This window comes from Mobilitalea sibirica (assembly GCF_015999265.1).
In the GTDB taxonomy this organism is placed as follows: Bacteria; Bacillota; Clostridia; order Lachnospirales; family Lachnospiraceae; genus Mobilitalea; species Mobilitalea sibirica.
In genome coordinates this window covers 86,402-110,277 of sequence record NZ_JAEAGR010000005.1, presented here as the reverse complement: position 1 = coordinate 110,277, position 23,876 = coordinate 86,402, and the positions used below count along the sequence as shown (strand labels likewise).

Genomic DNA, 23,876 nt, shown 5'->3' with positions numbered 1-23,876 from the left:
TTTTTACATTAAATATCCAACTTCTAAATACGCTGATTTCTATATAACCCTTGTATTACATAGGTTACACGTATTTATACAAAGATTTATTTCGTTACGGGCTATGGGAAAAACGATGGATTTTACGGCTGATTTATACCCTTAATTATGTTTCAATATTTTTAATTAATTGTTACAATATTATTAATTTCTTTTTACTTATATTGAGTTTCATAACCAAAAACATAATAATCGTTATAGTTATCAGTGCAGTCAACCATATAAATAATACATAGAGGTAACTACTATATTACTCTTCCCTATGGAATCATCCTATTGTTAATTAATAAGTATATGATCCGGCAGCCTATTGGTTCCTCTTATGATCTCATTGATGAGAAAAAGAGAAGGTACAGAATAAACTTTCTTATGCTTTCAATCAGCATAAGCAGCTTTAATCTGTACCTTCTCTATTTTAAATTTGAATCAACTGATATTAATATATTAATCAGGTTGAATACTATTATGAGATTCTTAGTTATTAAGTAATTTCTTTTTCTTAGTCCAGCTCATCATATTACGAAGTTCTGCTCCGACTGTTTCCAGCTGATGCTCGGATTCAATTCTTCTTCTTGCATTGAAGTTGGTACATCCGATCTGATTTTCTAATAACCAATTACGGGCAAAGGTACCATCCTGAATATCAGAAAGAACCTTTCTCATCGCATTCTTAGTATCTTCTGTAACAATCTTAGGACCTGTAATATAATCGCCGTACTCTGCAGTATTGGAGATAGAGTATCTCATTCCGGCAAAACCGCTTTCGTTAATTAAGTCTATGATTAACTTCATTTCATGAATACACTCAAAATATGCACTCTCTGGTTCGTAACCTGCTTCAACAAGTACCTCAAAGCCTGCCTTCATAAGCGCTGTAACACCGCCACAAAGAACTGCCTGCTCACCAAAAAGATCTGTCTCTGTCTCCTCACGGAAAGTAGTCTCAAGAACGCCTGCTCTGGCTCCACCAATTGCTAATGCATACGCAAGACCCAGATCATGTGCTTTTCCTGTTGCGTTCTGATGAACAGCGATCAAGCAAGGTACGCCCTGTCCTTCCTGATACTGGCTTCTAACGGTATGTCCGGGGCCCTTAGGAGCAATCATTAATACATCAACATCAGCCGGAGGAATAATCTGTCCGAAGTGAATAGAAAAACCATGAGCAAACATTAGCGCATTGCCTGCCTCTAAATTCGGTTCAATTGCTTCTTTATAAAGTTTAGCCTGTTTCTCATCATTAATTAAAATCATGATAATGTCAGCCTTTTTCGCCGCCTCTTCCGCAGTATATACATTAAATCCGGCTGCTTCTGCTTTCGCCCATGACTTACTTCCTTCATATAGGCCGATGATAACATTAACACCCGACTCTTTCATATTCAGTGCATGTGCATGTCCCTGGCTACCGTAGCCGATTACTGCTACTGTCTTACCTTCTAATAATGATAAATTACAATCCTGTTGATAATAAATCTTTGCCATAACCTTTCTAATCCTCCAATTCTTTATTTGGGAGGATTTCTCCTCCAGTTTTATTATTGAATTTCTTCCTTTTTTTTGTAGTTAGGAAGATTTCTCTTCGTTTTTATACAACAAACATATCAACTTTTGATTTATACGTTTATTTCTCTTACATAGCTAACTAGTGAATTGCATCGTATCCATCATCTTAATATCTCAATATGTCGGTAATGATTATGCTCTCAATCATCAATATAATCAGCGATATCACCAGATCCTCTAGGTAAACCGGTGATACCTGTTCGAACCAGTTCCTTTATAGAATATGGCTCCAACAGATTAATAAATGCATTAATTTTATCCTGATTTCCTGTAAGTTCAATCATCAGAGATTCCATAGCTACATCTACTATCTTAGCGCGGAAAATATCTGCGATCGATATCACTGCCTGCCGATCCTTCTGTGCTACATTGACCTTCACTAAAATCAATTCTCTCGTTACAGATTCACCCGGTACCAATTCAATGATTTCAATTACATCTTCCAATTTCTGAAGCTGCTTTCTGATCTGTTCCAGAATTTGATCATCTCCTTGTGCTAAAACAGTCATTCTTGAGATAGCAGGATTTTGTGTTTCACCAACAGTTAAGCTGTCAATATTATATCCTCTTCTGCTAAACAGACCCGCTACACGACTCAGTACACCTGCCGTATTATCCACTAGAATTGACAATACTATTCTCTTCATAGCATTCTCCTCTCTTATTTATGTATCTACGCCAACAAATCCGTCTTACTACGCCAGCAGTTATAAGAAAAGCCCCACACCACAGGACTCTCTGTAATGGGGCTGCTGTTGTATAAAAAGTAAGATTATTAAACTTTAGGTTATTGTATCAACTACCATTTCATTTGTCAAGTACAGAAATAAAGCACTTTACAGATTTTTTTTAATAATGCTCATCTATAAAAGCATTGCATAAAAATACAAAACTATACAATAATCATAAGTCCGATGTTACGTATTAACCCAGTTTTCAAAAATCCATAACGCAGTATATGAATTCTTTTGGTTAAAAAATTTACATCATGTAAATTGGAAAAACGCTGAAGTATTATTTTATTTTTATCGGATAAATAATCTTTATATAGAATATAAAATTCTGCTGCCTGACGTTCCAGTACCAGAATGGACTCTTTCTGTTGCTTTAATGATAATATTCTGTTCTTCATATAAGAGCGAAAATTCATATTACCCACTACATTGCCACCATGTTGGCGATAAAGAAGTGTGGTCTGATTTAAGTAATCTATCCGACCAAGAGAAGAAGCAATGAGTGCAACCCATCCATCATGAAGCTTAGCTCTCTCCGGTAACTTACTCTTCTGCACAATTTTCCGTAGTGCTGCATTCATCATTACCGTACATCCAATCACCTTATTCTCCATCAGAAGATGAGGAAGATCTGTTTTATAAGGATTGAGTCTGCCGGATCGAAAAAAAGAATTCTGAATAATTGACAAATCTTTATCCACAACCTGTGCATCTGTAAATACAGCGATTGGTATATCTTTACCATCCGCTGCCTCTATCTCTCTCATCTTATTTAGTGTAACTAAAATTTTATTCGGATTCCATACGTCATCCTGATCACAAAACATCACATAATCCGTAGAGGTGCGACATAACCCCTGTAGGAAATTACGAGTTACTCCAAGATTTTTCTCGTTTTTATAAACATGAATTTTATCTGGATGATGAGCCGAATAACTGTTAACAATCTCTAATGTCTTATCCTTTGATCCGTCATCATAGATAAATAGTTCAAAATCCTGATAATCGGATTTCAGTATCGATTCAATCTGGGCACCGACATATTTTTCTCCGTTATAAGTTGACATCACAACAGATACCATACTCATGGTTTGTTTATCTCCTGACCTAAATGTAAGTTTCCTAAGGATAGGAAACTATATACTATTTCTATTTAAATAAACATTAATTTTAATTCAGCAATATATCTATCATTGCTTATTCTAGATAAGTCAAAATCTATTAACAGACATAGACCGGTCTAATTCCAGTAAGATTTATTCATACTAAATCGAACCACTAAGTCCCTCGGAAGTTTATTGTAATGAAAGCCCAGCTTGTAGCCAAGGTACTTGCAGCCTGCCGTCAATATTAGATCCGGTATTAATAGATATTGTTTATGATCGATTAAATATTGCAGTGATTGCTTTACCAGCTTTATTCCTTCCGTCTCTGATTTAACACTTTGAAACAGTTCAATATATTGCCTATGGGATACACCCAAATCAAAATTTCTGGTAAATTGTTGAAGGCAGGAATATCTATGGGAATGTATTACTTTCGCATCTGCTGTATAAGCAATCTTATATCCGGCACCTATGATAGCAAAAGCCAGAATCATATCTTCATTAAATATAGTGTTTTTTACAAAGCCTCCAAGCTTTTGATAGGTTTCCTTCCTGTAACTTGCACATACATTGGAACAAAAGAAGGTTTTTATACCAAGATCATGAATGTCCTCTGAGGATTTTACTTTGCTGTCTTTCGGATAATTAAATAATCTCGAATATCGCTCCAATAAATCAGCTTTTTCCTCCGGCAGCTGTCTGGCATAGGTAGCTGCAACCCTAGGATCCTCATAGGGCTTTATCAGGTTCTCTATCAGATATTCATCTACCGGAATTGCATCCTGAGTCATATACAGAAGAATATCCGCATCCGATAATTCTGCTCCGTATCTTCTGGTACCCCCATGGTCAAAATCCTTTTTATCAATCGGTATTACTGTGATATTGGTATCCGGTATTTTGGGAAGCTTTTGCTCCTGACCTTCTGTTTCTACTGTATGAAGTATAATCACTCTTTTGGGCTTTACTGTCTGGCGGTAAAGCATAAATAATAATTGATTGAATTTGTCATCTGTATGATAAGTCGGTATTATAACATCGATTGAATAATCTTTTATAATATTTTCCCTGTCGTTATTCTTAATCATAAGCCTCATCTTATCCTTTCATTTCGTTTCGTACCATAGCAATACCTTCTATACATATGATATCGGTTATGCACATTCCAGTCTCTGGCATATTCTGTTATTCATTATTATACCACATTTTGGAGAAAATGAAACGGATAAAAAGAACCAAGCTTAAAATTCAGTAACCATCCTTCATATTGTTTTTTGTTACTCATTATGGTTCGAAGGATCCAAAAGCTTCTTAACCAGATTTACGGCTGACTGCGCATCAGAGGAATATCCGTCCGCTCCTATCTCTAACGCATAGCTCTCTGTAATTACAGCACCACCGATAATTACCTTGGATTTTAATCCACTTTCTCTTACCAGTGATACAACACGTTTCATCTCTACCATGGTCGTTGTCATTAATGCAGAAAGCGCGATAATATCAGCTTCTTTTTCTTTTGCGGTGCTTATAATTGTTTCAGCGGCCACATCCTTACCAAGATCTATGATTTGATATCCATAATTCTTTAACATTAAGGCGACCAGATTTTTTCCGATGTCGTGGATATCACCGGCAACCGTAGCAATTATAACTGTTCCCGGACTTTTGGTTTGCTCTCCCTTTTGAAGCATAGGTTCAAGATAATCAATTGCCTTCTTCATAGTCTCTGCACCGGCAATGAGCTGTGGTAGAAAATAAATCTGGCGATCAAATAAACTTCCTACTTCATTGATTGCTGGAATTAACATTTCTTCAATAATTGCTTCCGGAGCTTTGTTATTATTAAGTTCCTGTTCTACGAGGGAAATGATATCTCTTTTGTTACCCTTTATAACAGCATGAAAAACTTCATTACCCGTTTTATCCTTAGCTAGATCACTATCCTGCTTTAAAGCTTTCTGCTTAATGTTACCTGTTTTTTGTTTTTCATCCCCTACGGTTAATTGCATTGGCCTGGCAGTAACCCGTTGGATATAGCGTTCTGCGGCATCTTCTTTCCCTAAAAGTAGATCTGCAGCAAATGCCGTATTCATTAAAAGGTCCTGAGAAGGGTTCGCTATTGCCATCGTAAGTCCTGCTTGTATAGCAAAGGCCAAAAATGTACTATTAATAAACTGTCTCTCAGGAAGTCCAAAGGATATATTAGACAGACCGACTACGGTTGCAATTCCTAACTCTTCCTTACAGTATCGGATTGTCTCCAAAGCTTCCAAAGCAGCCGTTTTATTAGCACCAACCGTATTTACCAGGCCGTCCACAATGATATCTTCTTTTGTTAGCCCTAACTTAAGCGCTTGATTTAAAATAGTCTGTATAATTAACTTCTTCTCTTCCATGTCCTTTGGTAAACCTTGATCGGATAGAGGCAGAAGAATGAACATTGCTCCATACTTCTTTGCAATAGGAAGCAGCTTCTCAAATTTCTCCTTCTCAAGGGATATGGAATTAATAAGAGCCCTGCCAGGGTATAACCTAAGCGCCGCTTCAATAACATCTATATGACTTGAATCAATACATAGGGGTATATCCGTTACTCTTAGAACTTCATGCATTGATAAAAGCATCATTTCTTTCTCATCGATTCCATTCATTCCAAGATTAAGATCTAAGATATCAGCCCCCAGCTCTGACTGTTCCACTGCCATTTTAGAAACCAGGGATACATCTCCCTGCCTAAGTTGCTCCTGTAGTTTCGTCTTACCGGTTGGATTAATCCGTTCACCGATAATCATAAAACGGCCGCTAAGATCTATTGTAGTCGTTGTTCTCTCCGTTGTCAGTGCCCTGATATGCTTTTCATTCAAAGGTTGCGGAATGAAGTTCTTTACTCTGTCAGCCATACGTTTTATATGCTTTGGAGTACTTCCGCAGCATCCGCCAATGATCGATGCGCCTTCTTTCACCAAACCTTCCATCTCCAGAGCAAACTCTTCGGCCTCCATAGGAAAAACCGTATGTCCGTCAACCAGTTTCGGTATTCCGGCATTGGGTTTGGCCATAACCGGGACATAGGCATACTTTTTCATATCCTTTATAATAGTATGCATTTTCTCAGGGCCGGTGGAGCAATTTACTCCCACTGCATCTGCCCCAAGACTTTGCAAAGTAATCATCGCAGTTTTTGGATCTGTACCAAAGAAAGTGCGCCCCGTTTCTGTATATGTCATCGAAACCATAACCGGAAGATCACAAAGCTCCTTGATTGCCAGTAGGGCCGCCCTGCATTCTTGCAGACTCATCATAGTTTCGACTACGAATAAATCTACCCCTTCTAAGAGGAGATATTTAGCCTGTTCCTTATAAACCTCCACCAGATCTTCAAACGCTAACTTACCCACCGGATACACCTGTTCACCGGTCATAGTCATATCGGCAGCGATATAAATATTTCTTTGATCACCGCTTTTTTCACGATACAACCGTATTGCTTCTTTACTTATTTTAATCAGTTCCCTGTTAAACTCCACTATCCTGTCTGTCTGTCCATATTCCTCCAACTTAATACGGTTGGCTGTAAATGTAGGCGCAAATAAAATATCGGTACCGGCCTCAAGAAATTCTCTTTGTAGCTCTACTACCTTCTCTTTATTATCAACCATCCAACACTCCGGACATACACCGGCTGCCATGCCCCGCTTTTGAAGATTGCTGCCGGTAGCACCGTCAAGGATTACGATTTTTGATTGTGTCAAGGATAGAAACTCCTGTTTTGTCATCTTGCTTCCTCCGGATTGAATTCTAAAGTTCTAAATAATCGGTTAATATAATAAACCGTAGCACCGATTAATACAACGGAATAAATCATATAAAACGTATCCCTACCATAGAAGAAATGAATAAAGATCAAGACCCCTTTACTCATCATTGCTAATATCCAACCGGCCAATAATTCGTTGTTATGCCACTTATTCTGAAGACAGTTTGTCATTTTTACAATACCTCGAATAACGTTAAACTCTATTAATATTTCAATAATAACAATTAGAAAATTGTATCCGGCAGCCTTTAAATATAAATCCTCTAACTGAAAATGATAAGGTAACTGTGGTATCACAATATGTAATACAACCGCAACAGGTATTAACAACATAGCTGTAATAAAACGCTTACTGCCTTTTACTAATAGAAAACATCCGATAAAAATGAATAAATAACCCAGCAAATCCGGTATAACATCTATCATTGGACGGGACCCGATAAAATTGTTAATAACCCGAAGCTGCAATTCTTCACCAAGTTCTTTCGTTAAAGGCATGTCAGAATACACTTTTCCAAAAGGAATTTGATAATCAACCACCATTAATAAAATACCAATCACTATAAACCAAATAGACTTTTTCATACATACATCCTCCTTCTAACCCATGATCTTTTCCATAAGACTTACCCGATTAAACGGCAACATGATATAATATCCATCAGCAACAGGTTCCAAAAACTCCATGATTTCTCGAGCTATGGAAGCCCCCACCAGCTCTGCCTCTTCCTTTGACATATCAGGGCGATACCGATTAACAATTTCATCCGGTACGTTGATACCGCTAAATTCGTTTTTAATAAAGTTAGCATTTCGGTAGCTTACCAAAGGCATAATACCACATAATATTTTAGTATCTACCAATTCTTTAATTCTAAGGATCCGCTCAGCATCTTCTATTGAATAAACAGGCTGGGTAAGAAAAAATTTAGCTCCGGCATCAATCTTTTTCTTCATCCGCGCTACAACTTTTTCAATCGAACCTCTTCCATGATTAAGAGCTCCACCGTAGTAAAAAGGTTCCGTCTTAAAATGTTCTATATTCATTTCCTTCACATATTCCATCAAACGAATCGAATTATAATCGAATACACCGGTCGTAGATACTCTGCTATCTCCGGGTACCGGATCTCCGGTTACGATGAGGAGGTTTCGAATTCCATGGATATACGCTCCAAGTAAGGATGCCCGCATGGAAATCATATTCCTATCCCGACAGCAAACATGGGGCATAACCTTCAACCCTGTCTCTTCTGCTATTTTAGTGCTCATCAGTATGGAATCAACCCGACTTCTTCCAAGTGGGGAATCTGCAAAGGTAATAATATCTGCCTTACTGTTCTTTAATATATGGGCACATTCCAATATATGATCTATATTGGCATCATAAGGAGGATCCAGCTCCACTGCAATCACTTTCTTTTTGCTTTTGAAGAGTTCATAAAAGTCATTGGGTTTTTCCACAGTTTCTATCCCGGAAGCCTGACTTTGGTTTTTCTTACGTATATTAGATGGCTGATCGATGTCAATGTTTTGTATCATTGCTTTCATATAAGCCGGAGTCGTTCCGCAACAACCACCTAATAAATCCGTACCAAGTTCCGCTATTTGTCTCATATTTTTTGCAAAATATGCTTCGTTATCCATAAAAACCATTCGGTTTTGCATCTGTTCGGGATAACCTGCATTCGGTGCCGCAAATATATATTTATGATCCGGAAAGTTAACCTTCTTAAATATCTGGTACATATGACCCGAACCAACACCGCAATTAAATCCACAGCCGTCGATTCCCTCAATCAGACCTACCTTTTCCATCAAACGGGAAGCGCTGATACCTGCCCCGGAATAGCCGTTTTTATTCAAGGAAAAGCTGGCTAGAATAAACATATCCTTATTCCTTTCTTTAATATAAGGAACCAACTCCTCGATATATTTTAAACTCGGAAATGTTTCAAAATGAATTCCGTGAAGCCCCTGGTCGATAAAAATATCACAAAGAAGCTTATACTCTTCAAAAATCTCCTCCCAGGTAGAATTAGCATCCTCTACTATTGGACCAACATCTCCTGCAATCCATATCATGTGGCTGTTTTTGTCTGTAGTAAATTCTGAAACTGCGTTTTTGGCAATCCGGCAGGCCGCTTCCACTAAAAGCCTCTGCTCTTTGACATCTATCTTTAGAGCTGCTCTATTGGCAGCAAATGTATTAGTTCGGATCATTCTGGCTCCGGCCAGTATATATTCTGTATGTATTTGTTCAATTACTTTTGGAGTTGTAAGGTTAGCTGTTTCAGAAAAAGCCCCGGGTAGATTTATTAGATTCGAATAATATGTTCCCATGGAGCCGTCCATTATTAATCTATGTTTCATTAAATATTCTTTAAGTCGCATTTATTTATTCCCTTCAACATAAACCGGATTTTATAGTATCAATTAATTACCTTCTATAGTGGATCGGTAGCGTAGCTTAGAGTCTTTTGACCTATTATATACTAATATATTTACCACTACAAGTATATAAAAATCCTATTGTTTACATTCATTTATTCATTTTAAGATAATGTATTATCCGGTTTTTACCTTTTTACAAGATACCTCACACACTCAAATCTTTTACTGATCATACCATATTCAGGAGGCCAATTCAACGAAATAGAGTAACCTGCATTAATTAATGATACTTTTTATTTAAATCACCCTAGATTTTCATGGAACTATTGGTCTTTGCATCTTTTGCAAAGCTGTATACATCTATATAAAATAATTGTTTTACATTGACGAATTTGAAATAACAAAATATAATGTTTATGGATATTCATTCATATTAAGTAACGGAGCATCGAATCTGATCTTAACATTGTTCTTTCATGTCGTAGTTTCTATTAAGTATAGGAATCAGACTGATATGATACATACTCTATGTATTTCGTATCTTAATGAAGCGATTTTTGTTCTAAGAATGCTTATACGGTTGTATGAATATTAACGGAAATGAATTGGAGGAAATGAAATGAAAAACATACCTGAATTAAAACTGGGAATTGTTGCTGTGAGCAGAGATTGCTTTCCCATGGAACTGTCGGAAAACAGAAGAAAAGCTGTTGTTGCTGCATATCAGAAAGGTTACGGGAAGCTTTATGAATGTCCTACCACTGTAGAGAACGAAATCGATATGATGAAAGCTTTGGAAGAAGTTAGAAATGCAGGCTGTAATGCTTTGATTGTATACCTTGGAAACTTCGGTCCCGAAACACCGGAAACATTACTTGCAAAATACTTTGACGGCCCTACAATATATGTAGCTGCTGCAGAAGAAAGCGGAGATGATTTGCTTGATGGCAGAGGCGATGCTTACTGCGGAATGTTAAATGCAAGCTATAACTTAAAGCTTAGAGGCATCAAAGCGTACATACCGGAATATCCCGTAGGTAATCCGGAAGAAATAGCAGACATGATAGCTGAATTTGCCCCAATTGCACGAACAGTCATCGGCTTAAAAAATCTAAAGATTATATCCTTCGGACCCCGTCCTCAGGATTTCCTTGCGTGCAATGCACCAATTAAGCAGTTATACAACTTAGGTGTTGAAATTGAAGAGAATTCAGAACTGGATTTATACGCTGCATTCAATGATCATGCCAATGATCCTAGAATTCCCGATGTAATCAAAAGCATGGAGGAAGAATTAGGTACCGGTAATAAAATGCCTGGCATACTTCCTAAATTAGCACAATACGAACTTACCTTATTGGATTGGATGAATGCTCACAAAGGTTCCAGAGAATATATTGCCTTTGCTAACAAATGCTGGCCTTCCTTCCAGACACAGTTTGGATTTGTACCCTGCTATGTAAACAGTCGTCTTACTGCTATGGGCATTCCGGTTTCCTGTGAAGTAGATATCTATGGTACCTTAAGCGAATATATCGGAACCTGCATCAGTGAAGATGTAGTTACTTTACTTGATATCAATAATACCGTACCCGCAGATATGTACCAATCAGAGATTAAAGGCAAGTTCCCGTATGAATTAAAAGATACCTTTATGGGCTTCCACTGTGGTAATACTGCAGCATGTAAACTAAGTAGCTTTAATATGAAAAACCAAAAAATTATGGCTAGAGCTTTAGAACCGAACCAGGAACCGAATATAACCCGCGGTACTTTGGAAGGTGACATCGCTCCCGGCAAGATTACTTTCTTCCGTCTGCAAAGCACAGCGGATGCTTTGTTAAAAGCATATGTAGCAGAGGGCGAAGTGCTTCCCGTAGCTACCCGTTCCTTTGGATCCATTGGTGTATTTGCCATCTCTGAAATGGGACGTTTCTATCGTCATGTATTAATTGAGAAAAATTATCCTCATCACGGTGCAGTTGCTTTTGGTCATTTCGGAAAGTCGCTTTATGAAGTATTCAAATATCTTGATGTCGAAGATGTTGGTTTTAATCAACCAAAAGGTATGTTATACAAGACTGAGAATCCATTTGCATAATATGTGTCGTGTCGAAGGCAGAAAACACAAATAAAGTGATTATCAATAATTTCTTAGATCAGAAATTTTATTAATTTACTCTCCAATCATAAACATTCGGTTTACATGCCGTTAATGATTGGAGAGTTTTTATTTCAATGGTATTATGTATTAAACAGTACAAGTGAAATATTTTATAAACACCCGAAATTTTACTTTACCTATATTTACATATTTTTTTATTAAAACAGATGCATACTTATTTCCCAATCAGCGAATAATTAGATTACAGTATGGTACTTTTATCATCAAAGTTGCAATCCTAATTCATATATTCAATGAAAGGTATGAACCTATGCTTGATTTTAATGGATTTGCTGAAAGTGGAGCTTTTTCCGGCCTCGACCCGGCACAATTTTTCATATCTCACAATCCCAGAATTGAAAGCCGTCTAGACCAGCTTGACGGTGCTACCAGAGATGAAGTAAAAAATCATCTTAGAGAGTTCCATTCAGAAGAAGAAATGGAGCGATTTATTGACCATTTAACCATAGGCATAAAAATATTACATGACAGCAAAAGCTGTCCTCCTTATAATATATAACTCACGTATTAGAGTAACACTAAGGCTGTTCCGGGCGAAGTACACCCCAAAATTATATCCTGTAGATCCAGTGAATAAATTAGGCGGTGCATTTCACCCGGGACAGCCTTGCCCTACTCTATATTTTATATTAATTAAGTTCCATATCGTAGTATTTTACCCATTCCTGTGCAGAACCATCATAAAATTTAACGTTGTTATAACAGTGTTATTACAAATCACAATAGACGACGTACTTCATTCAAGCGAGAGCGTGTTTCGAATAAACTATGTTTGTATCACTAATTCAATAACTAATATTGCGAAAAATATACGTATGATATTTGTTTGATTTTTATAACATCCTAATCCTATAACATAACAAAGGGACAGTTGAAAAATTAATTCATTTTTCAACTGTCCCTAAGATTTAGAAACAATTAAGTTAATCGAGCAAAATGTAGTACTTTATTTAATCTCTATTCTTTTTGTTTCCACGACTTGAGCATTTTCTTTCGGTAAATGAATCTCTAATACTCCATCATTATAAGACGCCGAGATTTCATCCTTTTTGATTCCGGGAATATGGAAGCTTCTACAGTATGAATTATAACGTCTCTCCTGTCTAACATAATTGTTTTTATTTACCTTCTTTTCTTCACTATGGGTCGCAGATATTGTTAAATTATCATGATCAATATCAATATTAATCTCATCCTTTTTAAATCCCGGTAATTCAGCCTGTAGCTGATAGCTATCACCCTTATCAATTACATCTGTATTGAAGTTATCAAAGTGGTTTAATCCATTGCCAAAGAAGTCATGAAATACTCTGTCAAAAAATAATGGTCCTGAAGGTTCAAATATTGTAGGTCTTAACATATAAATCACTCCTTTTTAAATTATAGGTTTTTTGTTTCTCTTGTAATATATGTTATACATGATATATAACAGATATTCAATATATTATTTATAAAATTTTTATAAAAAAAATATAAAATGTATAGATAGAACTAACGATATTAACGATCCATTAGATAAAAAAGCATAATGTTTGTATCAATTAACTGCTTCCTTTGTTTGTTACGAAAAATCCAATATACAGAAAGATTATAGTAAGTATATTACATATCTAGAGTCATAATTGGCTACACTACCTTCGAGGTGATAATATGTCTTATGTAGCTCCTGAAATTAGAGAAAAGTTTGAAACTCTTTCCATCGATCTTAAAAATGTTATTTTAGAACGGGATGTACAATTATATACAATCCATGACCTAATTAATGTTTTAGACGATATTGTTAAAGAGGCGGATGCCGAGGATACCAGAATAAATCAAACATCAAGATAAAAACTGCAAAGCAAAATATTAACTTTATTTTCTTTTAATCGGCATGACAGATAACACATAATATTGTTTTAGAATTACCAAAAAATGATACGGGTGATACGAAAATTCTATGTTTCATTCAGTAGATATAATTATCTACTGAATAATTACATTTGATTTTTGTATCACCCGTATTTTAGTTTTATTTATAAATCCTGTAACGTAACAAGTATAAGACAAAATTAATAAGTAATAGTTATGTCCTTTGTATGGATATAGTGTTCAGATTATACTTCTGTTTTTTTTAGTTCTTCTGTCGTACGAATTATCTTTCTTCTCACACCTGTCATATATATCCCATACATTCCGGCGGCACCGAATAAAGATAGTATAATGCTTAGTAACCATATAGATTTTAAGCCGTTGAGTTCAATAAAACTTCCTGCTATGGAGGTTCCCAATGCTCCTCCTATGGACCAGCTTAAGGAACCTACGGCACTAAACCTGGCCCTGAAATTACTGGGGCTGTTCTCCGCCATATATACCCCAAAGTTCGTTACAACCAGTATCTCTCCTAAGGTCCATATAATTGTTGATAATATGAACATTGGATAACTTTGAATAAAACTCAGCATTCCAAATCCAATTGCATAAAAAATGCCGGCTATTGTTATGTTAATGATCGGTTTAAGATTCTTTGTAACTGTAGTGACTGCTACAGTACAGAATAATACTGTAAAAGCATTAATACTCATTAATAGTCCGAAGCGACTCGCTCCTGCTTCTCCAAATACCAAGTCTGCCGTTAATGGAAGCGAAAAACTATGTTGTGTATAGACAAAACTATAAAATAAATAAACGATTAAAAAGAATGTAATCTGTGGTCTTTTAATTAATGCACATATCGTGCTCCCTTTTTCTTCTTTTTCCTTCTCACTATATATTGTCTCCTGCAGATGTTCGGGTTCTACTTCCTTAACATTTTTCCATATCAGAAATAAAGCAATAATGGATGTTAATGCATCACCAATAAAGAGCAATGGCAAAAGATTATGAAACAAAAAACCGGCTACGATAGGTCCCAGTGCTACGCCTACGTTAATGCCCAAATATTGAAGTGAAAAACCCTGCTGTCTTTGATTAGGTGGAAGCATATCGGTTATCATCGCACTCATCGATGGTCTTGCAGCTCCTCGTAAAAATGTAGAAATCATAAGAGATATTACAATTAGAATAGGATTCGTTAGAAAAGCACAAGGAAGAAGGGTTAAGGCTGCTCCCCCTTGCGATATGATATAAATCTTTTTTCTTCCTACCTCATCTGCAAGCTTTCCACCCAATAAGGAGGACGGAATACCCATAAGTGAGGTAATCATTACAATCACTCCCGCAACCCCTACAGAAAGACCTATCTTAATCGTAAGATACATTGTTAAAAAAGGCATCACGAAATCGCCAAATCTGTTAATAATGGTAGCTATAAACATGATATACATATTTTTAGGAAGACCCTTATAAGTATCAATTATTCTAAGCTTAATCATGAATACCTCTTTTCTGTCCTCATCGACAATATTAATATGTAAAGCCATTCTACTGATAAGTTATATTTTTGTCAATTGTTAACTATACTGAAAGTTAGTATCTATAAATTAAAGTTATCTCTTTTATGCACAAATATAACTGTTTTCTTATTTCTACATTGACAAATATCATTGTATATAAGAATGCAATACAGATACATTATATTGCTTGTTGCTGTAACATTCATAGACAAAAACATAATATCTCATTATAATAGATATATCTGAGAGGAGGAATTAAAGGATGCAGCAATATTATTCAATTGGTCAAATAGCATCAATCTGTTCGATCTCTATTCAAACACTTCGTTATTATGACAAAATCAACCTAATAAAACCTTCCTATGTTGATAGGTTAAGTAATTATCGCTATTATACAGATGCAGATATTAAAAATCTACGAATTATTATTGACATGAAGGATACCGGACTTTCACTGGAGGAGATTAAAGATTGCTTGTATAAAGAAAATTATACGGATATTACATATATACTTGAAAAAAAACGTGAAGAATACCTTGATAAGCTTAAAGCTACAAATACAATACTTAGTCGGATTAATTATCGCCTTGAGAATTTGAAATTGCAGGATAGAGCTGCGGATACCATATCTGACTTTATAAATTCAATAGAAATAAAAGAGATACCTAAACGCACGGTTGCATATACCAGATATATGTCAAGCTGTAGCCATGATCAGATCGTCAAACGATATTTTGATCTAGATAACCTACTGAAAAGGGAAGGACTAGAAGCAACGGGGAGCAGAATTGCCATATATCATGACTTTTTAAATAACTTCAATCCACTTAATTGTGATTTTGAAACCTGTATTCCTATTAAAACAGATATTGTTCATAAAGATTTTATTCGTGTCATTAAAGAGGGATTATATGCCACCGGTATATTTAAGGGCACCTATGAAGGACAATGTAGCGTTTTAGTGGAATGGATAAAAGAAAAGGGGTTTCAAATTACAGGACCGGGAGTAGAGGTATACATTAACAGCTTTATGAATACAAAATTTCCAAAAAACTATATTACCGAAGTACAATTCCCTATAAAAAGGTGTTGACTCTATTGTTACTATAGACTTTATAATCATGGTATAAAAACACTAAGGAGGGCTATTATGTCAAATAGACGGTTGTTTCGATTACTTATGATTATATCAGTTATTATGCTTTTCGGTTGCAGTCAAAGAGATAATGATGCTTCAGAGAATGAGTCGGACACTTCAACAGTCTTAAAAGATGTAGGAAATGATAAAGCTATGGAAAAAAATGAAAACTCAGGTAAAGAACCGGAAATAACAGAAGAAATCAAACAAGATATTTTAGAACCAAGGTTAATATACAATTCTGATACTATGGTTTTACCTGAAATAGACACCAGAAACAAAGAATGGATTGAAACTTTCAACTCTACGGAGGGAAGTTTTGGTGAATTTTATACCTCAACATCATTATTTTTCCCCGAAAAAGAATGCATCTTACAGGACTCAGATGCTATTATTAACTATTACAAGGATATGGCAAAATCATCAAAAATTCAAAACTTTACTGTGGAGCACCGTGTACAGCTTGAAGAAAACTCGTCAGTGACATACGAAATAGGTCACTTTTCAACAAATGGTGGCGACGAATATCAATACCTTGTTGCTTGGTTAAATGAAGACGGTATTTGGTTTCGTGAAATAGACGCTATTGCTAAAAAGGAAAATCAATTAAATTATGAGTCAGAAATTGATAGCATTAGAGAAACATGGATAAGGTTGGCAAATGAACACTCCTCAGTAAATCTTGTGGAGGGAGTCTACTCAGAAGATTTTGTCTATTATGGTGGTAGAAGATTGTTTCAAGGGTATGAAAACTTAGCAAGGGAATACTCTTATATGAATGCAGAATCTTTTACAATGAATCTTACGGCAGATAAAGTTGCTTTAGTCCAATCAGATTTGGCATATGAGATTGGCGAATGGGATGTAGGATTTACAGGAAAGTATATTATTATATGGAAAAAGATTAATAACGAATGGAAAACATGGTTAGATGCGAATTGGTAGTTAACTTTATACAAAAAAACGGCGTAGATTTCGGAACCACCGAACAATACGCCGTTTTTTATAAATTATAGCTATTCATACGATTGCATATATAGCCTATTTAAGCCATTTCTTAGAACTTTCCTGCATCAGCAGCTTCCTGTATAGCAACTGCTACTGCAACCGTAGCACCAACCATAGGGTTATTACCCATACCGATCAGACCCATCATTTCAACGTGAGCCGGAACAGATGAGGAACCTGCAAACTGAGCATCAGAGTGCATTCTTCCCATAGTATCGGTCATACCGTAAGAAGCAGGACCTGCTGCCATGTTGTCCGGATGAAGGGTTCTACCGGTACCGCCACCGGAAGCAACGGAGAAATATTTCTTATTCTGCTCAACGCATTCCTTCTTATAGGTACCTGCAACCGGATGCTGGAATCTGGTAGGATTGGTAGAGTTACCGGTAATGGAAACATCTACTTTTTCCTTATGCATAATTGCAACACCTTCTGTTACATCGTTTGCACCATAACAGTTAACCGCAGCTCTGGGACCGTTGGAGTAGGATTTACGGAATACTTCCTTAACCTCACCGGTTGCGTAATCCATGTCTGTTTCCACATAGGTAAACCCATTGATACGGGAGATAATCTGAGCAGCATCCTTACCAAGTCCGTTTAAAATAACTCTTAAAGGATTCTTTCTTACCTTGTTCGCTGACTGAGCAATACCGATTGCACCCTCAGCAGCAGCAAAGGATTCATGACCTGCCAAGAAGCAGAAACATTCCGTAGACTCTTCTAAAAGCATCTTACCCAGGTTACCATGACCTAAGCCAACCTTTCTCTGATCAGCAACGGATCCCGGAATACAGAAAGCCTGAAGACCTTCTCCAATTGCTGCCGCTGCATCTGCTGCTTTTTTTGCTCCCTTTTTAATCGCAATCGCAGCACCTACAACATATGCCCAGCTGGCATTCTCGAAAGCAATCGGTTGAATTCCTTTTACCTGATTGTATACGTCAAGACCGGCATCCTTCGTAATCTTCTCAGCTTCTTCAATAGAAGCGATACCGTAGCTGTTTAAAACAGCATTAATCTGTTTAATTCTTCTTTCATATGATTCAAATAAAGCCATTTTATGTATCCTCCTTTACTATTCGTGTCTTGGATCAATGATTTTAACAGCATCAGCCACACGTCCGTATTGGCCTTTGGATTTTTCTAATGCAGTATTAGCATCATCACCTTTTTTGATGAAGTCCATCATTTTGCCAAGGCTCACGAATTGATAACCGATAATTTCATTATCAGCATCAAGAGCGATACCGGTTACATAACCCTCTGCCATCTCAAGATATCTGGGTCCTTTTTCAAGTGTACCATACATGGTACCTACCTGGCTGCGAAGTCCCTTACCTAAATCCTCAAGACCTGCACCAATCGGAAGACCGTCTTCAGAGAAAGCACTCTGGGTTCTACCATAAGCGATTTGTAAGAAAAGTTCTCTCATCGCTGTATTAATTGCATCACATACTAAATCCGTATTTAAAGCTTCGAGAATGGTTCTACCCGGTAAAATCTCGGATGCCATAGCAGCTGAATGAGTCATGCCGGAGCACCCAATCGTTTCTACTAAAGCTTCCTGGATAATACCATCCTTAACGTTTAAGGTTAATTTACATGTTCCCTGCTGAGGTGCACACCAGCCTACGCCATGGGTTAAACCGGAGATATCGGTTACTTCCTTTGCTTTTACCCATTTTCCTTCTTCCGGAATAGGTGCAGCGCCATGGTTTACGCCCTGTTTCACGGGACACATCATTTGTACTTCATGTGAATAAATCATGTTGTTGAAACTCCTTTCGGTTTACATTAGTGTAGCATGTTTCTTTTTTCTATAGTAAAAACAATGCTTTCATAATAGATTAACTACATTCCAGTTAATAATTGTAAATAATAACAAATAAGTCTGTTATTTACTTAACATATTTTCGCATAAAACCTTTCATAAGTCTAGAGTTTTTTTATGAAATTCCATAAGAAGCGACAATAAAAACCCAAAATATAAGAAAGCTGACATTTTAACACCATCTCCACACCAAGGTAATCATCAATTGATAATTAACTTATATATGCGTACATATCATTGAAAAGGGTTATATAAACGAATTCTACTATTGTATAAAAAATCAGCACGCCTATATCAATAAGATACAAACTTGCTGATTGTAATGATGGATCGAGATTTTTATTTTCATTATGTATGTTTCTATATACTTAACCCATTCTTAAGTAAATAAGCTTTTCGTCCAGGTTCTTTTATAACATTTTCGTTTATTTTTTTGTGTTCATAATTCTAATATATTTCACTCTACCTTTTCTCGATAATTTCCCCAACCTTTTTGTAGATACTTCCCTCAGGTACATAACCTCTTACCATGGACAGAGGATAAACGTTGGAATTTCTTCCAACCACGGTACCGGGATTTAGTACGCTATTGCATCCAATCTCTACGTTGTCTCCTAGAATAGCACCGAATTTCTTTAAACCGGTTGCTATCCTATCTTTTCCCGCTGTTACCGTTACAAGGGTCTTATCTGATTTCACATTCGAAGTAATGGCTCCTGCACCCATATGAGCTTTGAAACCAAGAATGGAATCTCCAACATAATTATAATGGGGTACTTGAACCATATTAAATAATATAACATTCTTTAACTCTGTGGAATTGCCGACAACAGCTCCCTCTCCCACGATTACACTTCCCCGAATGAATGCACAATGTCTTACCTCAGCATTCTTACTTATGATTGCCGGTCCATAGATTGCGGCTGTGGGGGCCACTTTCGCTGATTTTGCAATCCAGACATCACTGCCAAGCTTATCATAATCCTCCGCAGATAAAGTCGCACCAATTTTAAGTATCTCATCTTTAATTTTACCTAATACCTCCCAGGGATAGGTATACCCCTGAAACATATGAGCTGCTATAGTTTCGTTAAGATCTAATATCTCATTAATGTTAAGCTTTTCCTGCAAAACAATACCCCCTATCATCCATTTATAGCTAATTTATATCTTTTGCTCAATTCATTATATTATAAATATCTATAGAATACTACAGGTACTAATGTTACCCGTCTTCTTATACTGAGTTCAGTTTACTTATAATAAGAAGCTACATCATTAAAATAATTAATCAAGGCTGTCTGGTTATTTAAGGTTTTGACTCCTTCCACCATTCTACCTACAAAGCCCTCCAGCTTCTCCATATATTCTTCCTTGGAGATTTGACCCTCTGACACATAGGTAAGCCCCTTTTCCCAACTGGCTGTAAGTTCGGCATTTAATAAGGATTTAATCGATGTGTTTACCACTTCAAACACCAACTCTCCAAGTAAAGTAGGAGTAATAATCTGTGTCTTTTTATTTAAATGCAGGTAAGTGATTTTTACCAGCTTGTTTAATATCTCGGCTCTTGTGGCACTGGTTCCGATACCGCTACCTTTAATCTGAGCTCTAAGCTCTTCATCCTCAATTAATTGTCCTGCATTTTCCATCGCAAGAATTAAGGTACCGGAGCTATATCTCTTTGGAGGGGTTGTTTCACCCTCTTTTATCATAAGTCCGTGAACCGGAAGCAACATGCCCTTCTTAAGACTCATTACGATCTGTAGAAAGGATTGATCCGAATTCTCATCCTCTCCATTATCTCCTTCCTCAGGGCTGTCCTTGTCTTTACCTAAATCTTTCGTCCCTTTCTCATTCGGACTACCCAGCACCTTCAGATACCCTTCCTTCTCCAGTACCCGAAAGGAAGCGAAAAAGCTCTCTCCTTTAATTGCAACTGTAACGCCTACTTTACGATACTCCGCTGCCGGATAGAAGATACTTAAAAAACGTCTTACTATGGTTTCATAAATTCTAGCGGCTGTATGTGTGATACTTCCAAGAGCATTCAACCCCTGACCGGTTGGTATAATTGCATAGTGATCCGTGATCTGACTGTCATTGACATATCGGGTTTTCGCTATGTTCTTATAGGTTCCCTGTTCTAAAATCTCCGTAGCAAAATCTCTTGCTGTGTTAAGTCCCTGCAAGCCTTTGATATTTTTGTATATTTCTTTGGCAACTGCTGATGACAATACTCTGGCATCGGTTCTAGGATAGGTCACTAATTTTTTCTCATATAATTCCTGAACCACCTTCAAGGTTTCATCGGGGCTGATTTTAAACATTCTGGCACAATCATTCTGAAGCTCTGCCAGGTTATATAAAAGCGGCGGATTCTTATTCTCCTTCTTCTTCTCAATCCGGGTTACCTCAGCCATAAGTTCTTTTTGTTTTTCCCCATTCACATTAGGAGACCAGTTACCATCCTCTGTGATCGACGGAATATCCTCTGCCAGTTCTGCAATTAAATTCGTCGCAGATTCTCGTTTCAGAAAACCATTTTCTTTATATAGTAAGGGGGAATTAAAGTACTTCGATCCTTCGACTGCTCTGAATTCCCCGTTAAATTCTTTATCCCCGGCCATAAGAGCAGCCATTACTCTGTAAAATGGAGTTTTAACAAAGCTTCGTACCTCCCTTTCCCTACGAACCACCATACCCAAAACACAGGTCATTACCCTGCCGACGGAAATAGCGGACCATTTTTGAGATTTAAGAAATCTCTGAACTTCGTTTCCATACTTTAGGGTTAATATTCTGGAGAAATTGATACCCATCAGATAATCTTCCTTGGCTCTAAGATATGCTGCATCGGATAAATTATCATAGGAGGATAAGGGTTTCGCCTCTCTAATTCCACGAAGGATCTCTTCCTCGGTTTGGGAATCAATCCAAACCCTCTTCTTAACCTTTGTATCCGGTACTCTGGCCGCCTTATCTACCAGCCGATATATGTATTCTCCTTCTCGTCCGGAGTCAGTACAGACATAGATCGTATCAATGTCTTTTCTGTTTAATAACTCTCTCACTATTTTAAATTGTTTTTTTACATTCGGAATTACTTCATACAGAAATTCCTTTGGAAGAAACGGTAAAGTATCCATCGTCCATTTCTTTAATGCAGGATTATAAGCCTCAGGATAACTCATGGTTACCAAATGACCGACACACCAGGTTACAACTGCAGTCTCAGATTCAATGAAACCATCCTGTTTTCTTCCGGATATTTTCAGTGCCTTTGCAAATTCAGTTGCTACACTCGGTTTTTCTGCTATATATAAACTCTTAGACATCGTTTCCCAACTTTCTATCAATTTCCTCTTTTCGTAGTTTCTTATTTTCTTTTCTTATCATTCCATAAAACGCCCAAGAACGAACAATTAATTTAAAATCATTAAAACTATGATGTATCATGAAATAGTATTTGTCTGAAATACCGAAAAGAGATCCAGTTACATTTAGTATACCTTAAAATTACGATCAGGACAAACAAAAAATCATTGGTTATTAAAGAGAATATTCTCATTATTTTTATTGAATATTAACATACTATCGTATACAATATATTTAATAATATAGGCTTTTTTACACATTCCGTATGTATTTCCGGTATGTTATAAATCATTTGCTTTCGCTTAATACTGGTACTGGTGCAACGTTAGCAAATAAATGTGCATACAATGATTCTTATTTTACAAAACTTTGTACTAGATACAATTAGGAGGAAATCATGAGAGAATATCAATTGTTCAGCGATTCATCATGCGATTTACCTGAAAGCTTAATCTTAGAACACAATATTAAGTTAATACCCTTCTATGTAAGCTTTAATCAGGAAAACTACTATAAGGAAAACATAGAAATATCCAAAGAGACTTTTTATGAATATCTAACGGAGAAGCGTCTTTTTTCAAAAACCTCTCTTCCCTCCGTACAAGATTATATAAATGAGTTTAAACCGGCTTTGAAGGAAGGGTATGATATTCTATGCCTATGTCTTACCCAGAAGTTTAGTGGTTCCTATCAGTCGGCCGTTAATGCAAAGCATATTTTAGAAGAGCAATATCCAAATTCGAAGATTTACGTTGTGGACAGTATTCAGGCTACTGCAGGTCAGGGCTTACTACTGCTTCAGGCAGCTTATATGAAGAAAGCCGGTTTATCAATTGAAAAAAACGTTGAAAACCTTAATATAATAAAACCGACAGCAAGGATTATGTTTACTGTAGATACTTTAGAATACTTAATGAAGGGCCGGCGTATCGGAAAAGTAGTTGCCTTAGCTAAGGATATGCTGGATTTAAAACCATTAATACAATTAAAAGAATCTGAACTGATCCCATATTCCAATATCCGAGGCCGTAAAAAATCCTTAGACAAAGTATTTGAGATGGTTGAGGAATACTTTTCGCAAACCGGAGAAAATCCGAAAGATTATGATTACTGCATCGCCAATGCCACTACCATGAAGGATGCATTATTTCTACAAAAACGCCTGGAAAAATATATTGGTAGTGATATTACCTATCCGATATTCCAGATCGGTGTGACTATTGGAACCTATACGGGGCCGGGAGCCATTGGGATCTGTTTTGTAAAAAAATATGACAGAACTTGATTATCTGCTGAATAAATA

The 23,876-nt window shown here is 36.6% G+C and carries 19 protein-coding genes; 6 read left to right on the top strand and 13 right to left on the bottom strand.

Translation table 11 applies throughout. The features are described 5' to 3' along the window. Window positions 1-513: 513 nt before the first annotated feature. The 7 genes from ilvC to I5677_RS06700 all read right to left on the bottom strand — a co-directional run bounded on the left by ilvC (window position 514) and on the right by I5677_RS06700 (window position 9,656). A complete protein-coding gene (gene ilvC / locus I5677_RS06730; RefSeq protein WP_197660803.1) occupies window positions 514-1,524 on the bottom strand; it encodes a ketol-acid reductoisomerase in 1,011 nt (336 codons plus the stop codon). Between the two features lie 221 nt (window positions 1,525-1,745). After that, the gene (gene ilvN / locus I5677_RS06725; protein ID WP_197660802.1) at window positions 1,746-2,252 is read right to left on the bottom strand and encodes an acetolactate synthase small subunit; all 507 of its coding nucleotides are present in this window, start codon (window positions 2,250-2,252) and stop codon (window positions 1,746-1,748) included. A 245-nt stretch (window positions 2,253-2,497) separates the two neighbouring features. Then, entirely contained in the window at window positions 2,498-3,427 is a 930-nt protein-coding gene (locus I5677_RS06720; protein ID WP_197660801.1) for a glycosyltransferase family 2 protein, read from the bottom strand. A gap of 152 nt (window positions 3,428-3,579) precedes the next feature. Next, window positions 3,580-4,533, bottom strand: a complete 954-nt coding sequence (locus I5677_RS06715) for a glycosyltransferase family 2 protein (protein WP_197660800.1) — start codon at window positions 4,531-4,533, stop codon at window positions 3,580-3,582. A 189-nt stretch (window positions 4,534-4,722) separates the two neighbouring features. Beyond that, window positions 4,723-7,221 (bottom strand): homocysteine S-methyltransferase family protein, encoded by a 2,499-nt coding sequence (locus I5677_RS06710; protein ID WP_197660799.1) that lies wholly within the window; start codon window positions 7,219-7,221, stop codon window positions 4,723-4,725. Then, window positions 7,218-7,847 carry a hypothetical protein gene (locus I5677_RS06705; RefSeq protein ID WP_197660798.1) on the bottom strand — a complete coding sequence of 210 codons (630 nt, stop codon included), beginning with the start codon at window positions 7,845-7,847 and terminating at the stop codon, window positions 7,218-7,220. Before I5677_RS06705 ends, I5677_RS06710 begins: the two co-directional genes overlap by 4 nt. 15 nt (window positions 7,848-7,862) lie before the next feature. Then, window positions 7,863-9,656, bottom strand: coding sequence for a bifunctional homocysteine S-methyltransferase/methylenetetrahydrofolate reductase (locus I5677_RS06700; RefSeq protein ID WP_279380744.1), 1,794 nt, complete (start codon window positions 9,654-9,656; stop codon window positions 7,863-7,865). A 619-nt stretch (window positions 9,657-10,275) separates the two neighbouring features. On the opposite strand from I5677_RS06700, the gene I5677_RS06695 reads away from it, so the two are divergent. Both I5677_RS06695 and I5677_RS06690 read left to right on the top strand, forming a co-directional pair. Next, a complete protein-coding gene (locus I5677_RS06695) occupies window positions 10,276-11,757 on the top strand; it encodes an L-fucose/L-arabinose isomerase family protein (RefSeq protein ID WP_197660796.1) in 1,482 nt (493 codons plus the stop codon). 334 nt (window positions 11,758-12,091) lie between these two features. Then, the gene (locus I5677_RS06690) at window positions 12,092-12,340 is read left to right on the top strand and encodes a hypothetical protein (protein WP_197660795.1); all 249 of its coding nucleotides are present in this window, start codon (window positions 12,092-12,094) and stop codon (window positions 12,338-12,340) included. A gap of 447 nt (window positions 12,341-12,787) precedes the next feature. Here I5677_RS06690 and I5677_RS06685 read toward each other — a convergent pair whose 3' ends face one another. Further along, window positions 12,788-13,201, bottom strand: coding sequence for an Hsp20/alpha crystallin family protein (locus tag I5677_RS06685; protein WP_197660794.1), 414 nt, complete (start codon window positions 13,199-13,201; stop codon window positions 12,788-12,790). 290 nt (window positions 13,202-13,491) lie between these two features. Here I5677_RS06685 and I5677_RS06680 point away from each other — a divergent pair, with 290 nt between their 5' ends. Further along, window positions 13,492-13,671 carry a hypothetical protein gene (locus I5677_RS06680; RefSeq protein ID WP_197660793.1) on the top strand — a complete coding sequence of 60 codons (180 nt, stop codon included), beginning with the start codon at window positions 13,492-13,494 and terminating at the stop codon, window positions 13,669-13,671. 266 nt (window positions 13,672-13,937) lie between these two features. Here the strand turns inward: I5677_RS06680 and I5677_RS06675 are convergent, their stop codons facing one another. Next, window positions 13,938-15,242, bottom strand: coding sequence for an MDR family MFS transporter (locus I5677_RS06675; protein ID WP_243456516.1), 1,305 nt, complete (start codon window positions 15,240-15,242; stop codon window positions 13,938-13,940). A 235-nt stretch (window positions 15,243-15,477) separates the two neighbouring features. On the opposite strand from I5677_RS06675, the gene I5677_RS06670 reads away from it, so the two are divergent. Beyond that, entirely contained in the window at window positions 15,478-16,308 is an 831-nt protein-coding gene (locus tag I5677_RS06670) for a MerR family transcriptional regulator (protein WP_197660792.1), read from the top strand. Window positions 16,309-16,365: 57 nt separating this feature from the next. Beyond that, on the top strand, window positions 16,366-17,298 hold the full coding sequence (locus tag I5677_RS06665) for a nuclear transport factor 2 family protein (RefSeq protein ID WP_197660791.1): 933 nt from the start codon (window positions 16,366-16,368) through the stop codon (window positions 17,296-17,298). A gap of 112 nt (window positions 17,299-17,410) precedes the next feature. Here I5677_RS06665 and I5677_RS06660 read toward each other — a convergent pair whose 3' ends face one another. The 4 genes from I5677_RS06660 to I5677_RS06645 all read right to left on the bottom strand — a co-directional run bounded on the left by I5677_RS06660 (window position 17,411) and on the right by I5677_RS06645 (window position 22,533). Beyond that, on the bottom strand, window positions 17,411-18,421 hold the full coding sequence (locus I5677_RS06660) for a GGGtGRT protein (RefSeq protein ID WP_197660790.1): 1,011 nt from the start codon (window positions 18,419-18,421) through the stop codon (window positions 17,411-17,413). 18 nt (window positions 18,422-18,439) lie between these two features. After that, window positions 18,440-19,132 carry an iron-sulfur cluster assembly scaffold protein gene (locus I5677_RS06655; protein ID WP_197660789.1) on the bottom strand — a complete coding sequence of 231 codons (693 nt, stop codon included), beginning with the start codon at window positions 19,130-19,132 and terminating at the stop codon, window positions 18,440-18,442. A gap of 525 nt (window positions 19,133-19,657) precedes the next feature. Continuing rightward, window positions 19,658-20,266 (bottom strand): acyltransferase, encoded by a 609-nt coding sequence (locus I5677_RS06650; protein ID WP_408632534.1) that lies wholly within the window; start codon window positions 20,264-20,266, stop codon window positions 19,658-19,660. Window positions 20,267-20,448: 182 nt separating this feature from the next. Further along, complete coding sequence (locus I5677_RS06645) at window positions 20,449-22,533, bottom strand: DNA topoisomerase (RefSeq protein WP_197660787.1); 2,085 nt, start codon at window positions 22,531-22,533, stop codon at window positions 20,449-20,451. Window positions 22,534-22,970: 437 nt separating this feature from the next. On the opposite strand from I5677_RS06645, the gene I5677_RS06640 reads away from it, so the two are divergent. Next, window positions 22,971-23,858 carry a DegV family protein gene (locus tag I5677_RS06640; protein ID WP_197660786.1) on the top strand — a complete coding sequence of 296 codons (888 nt, stop codon included), beginning with the start codon at window positions 22,971-22,973 and terminating at the stop codon, window positions 23,856-23,858. Window positions 23,859-23,876 lie beyond the last annotated feature (18 nt).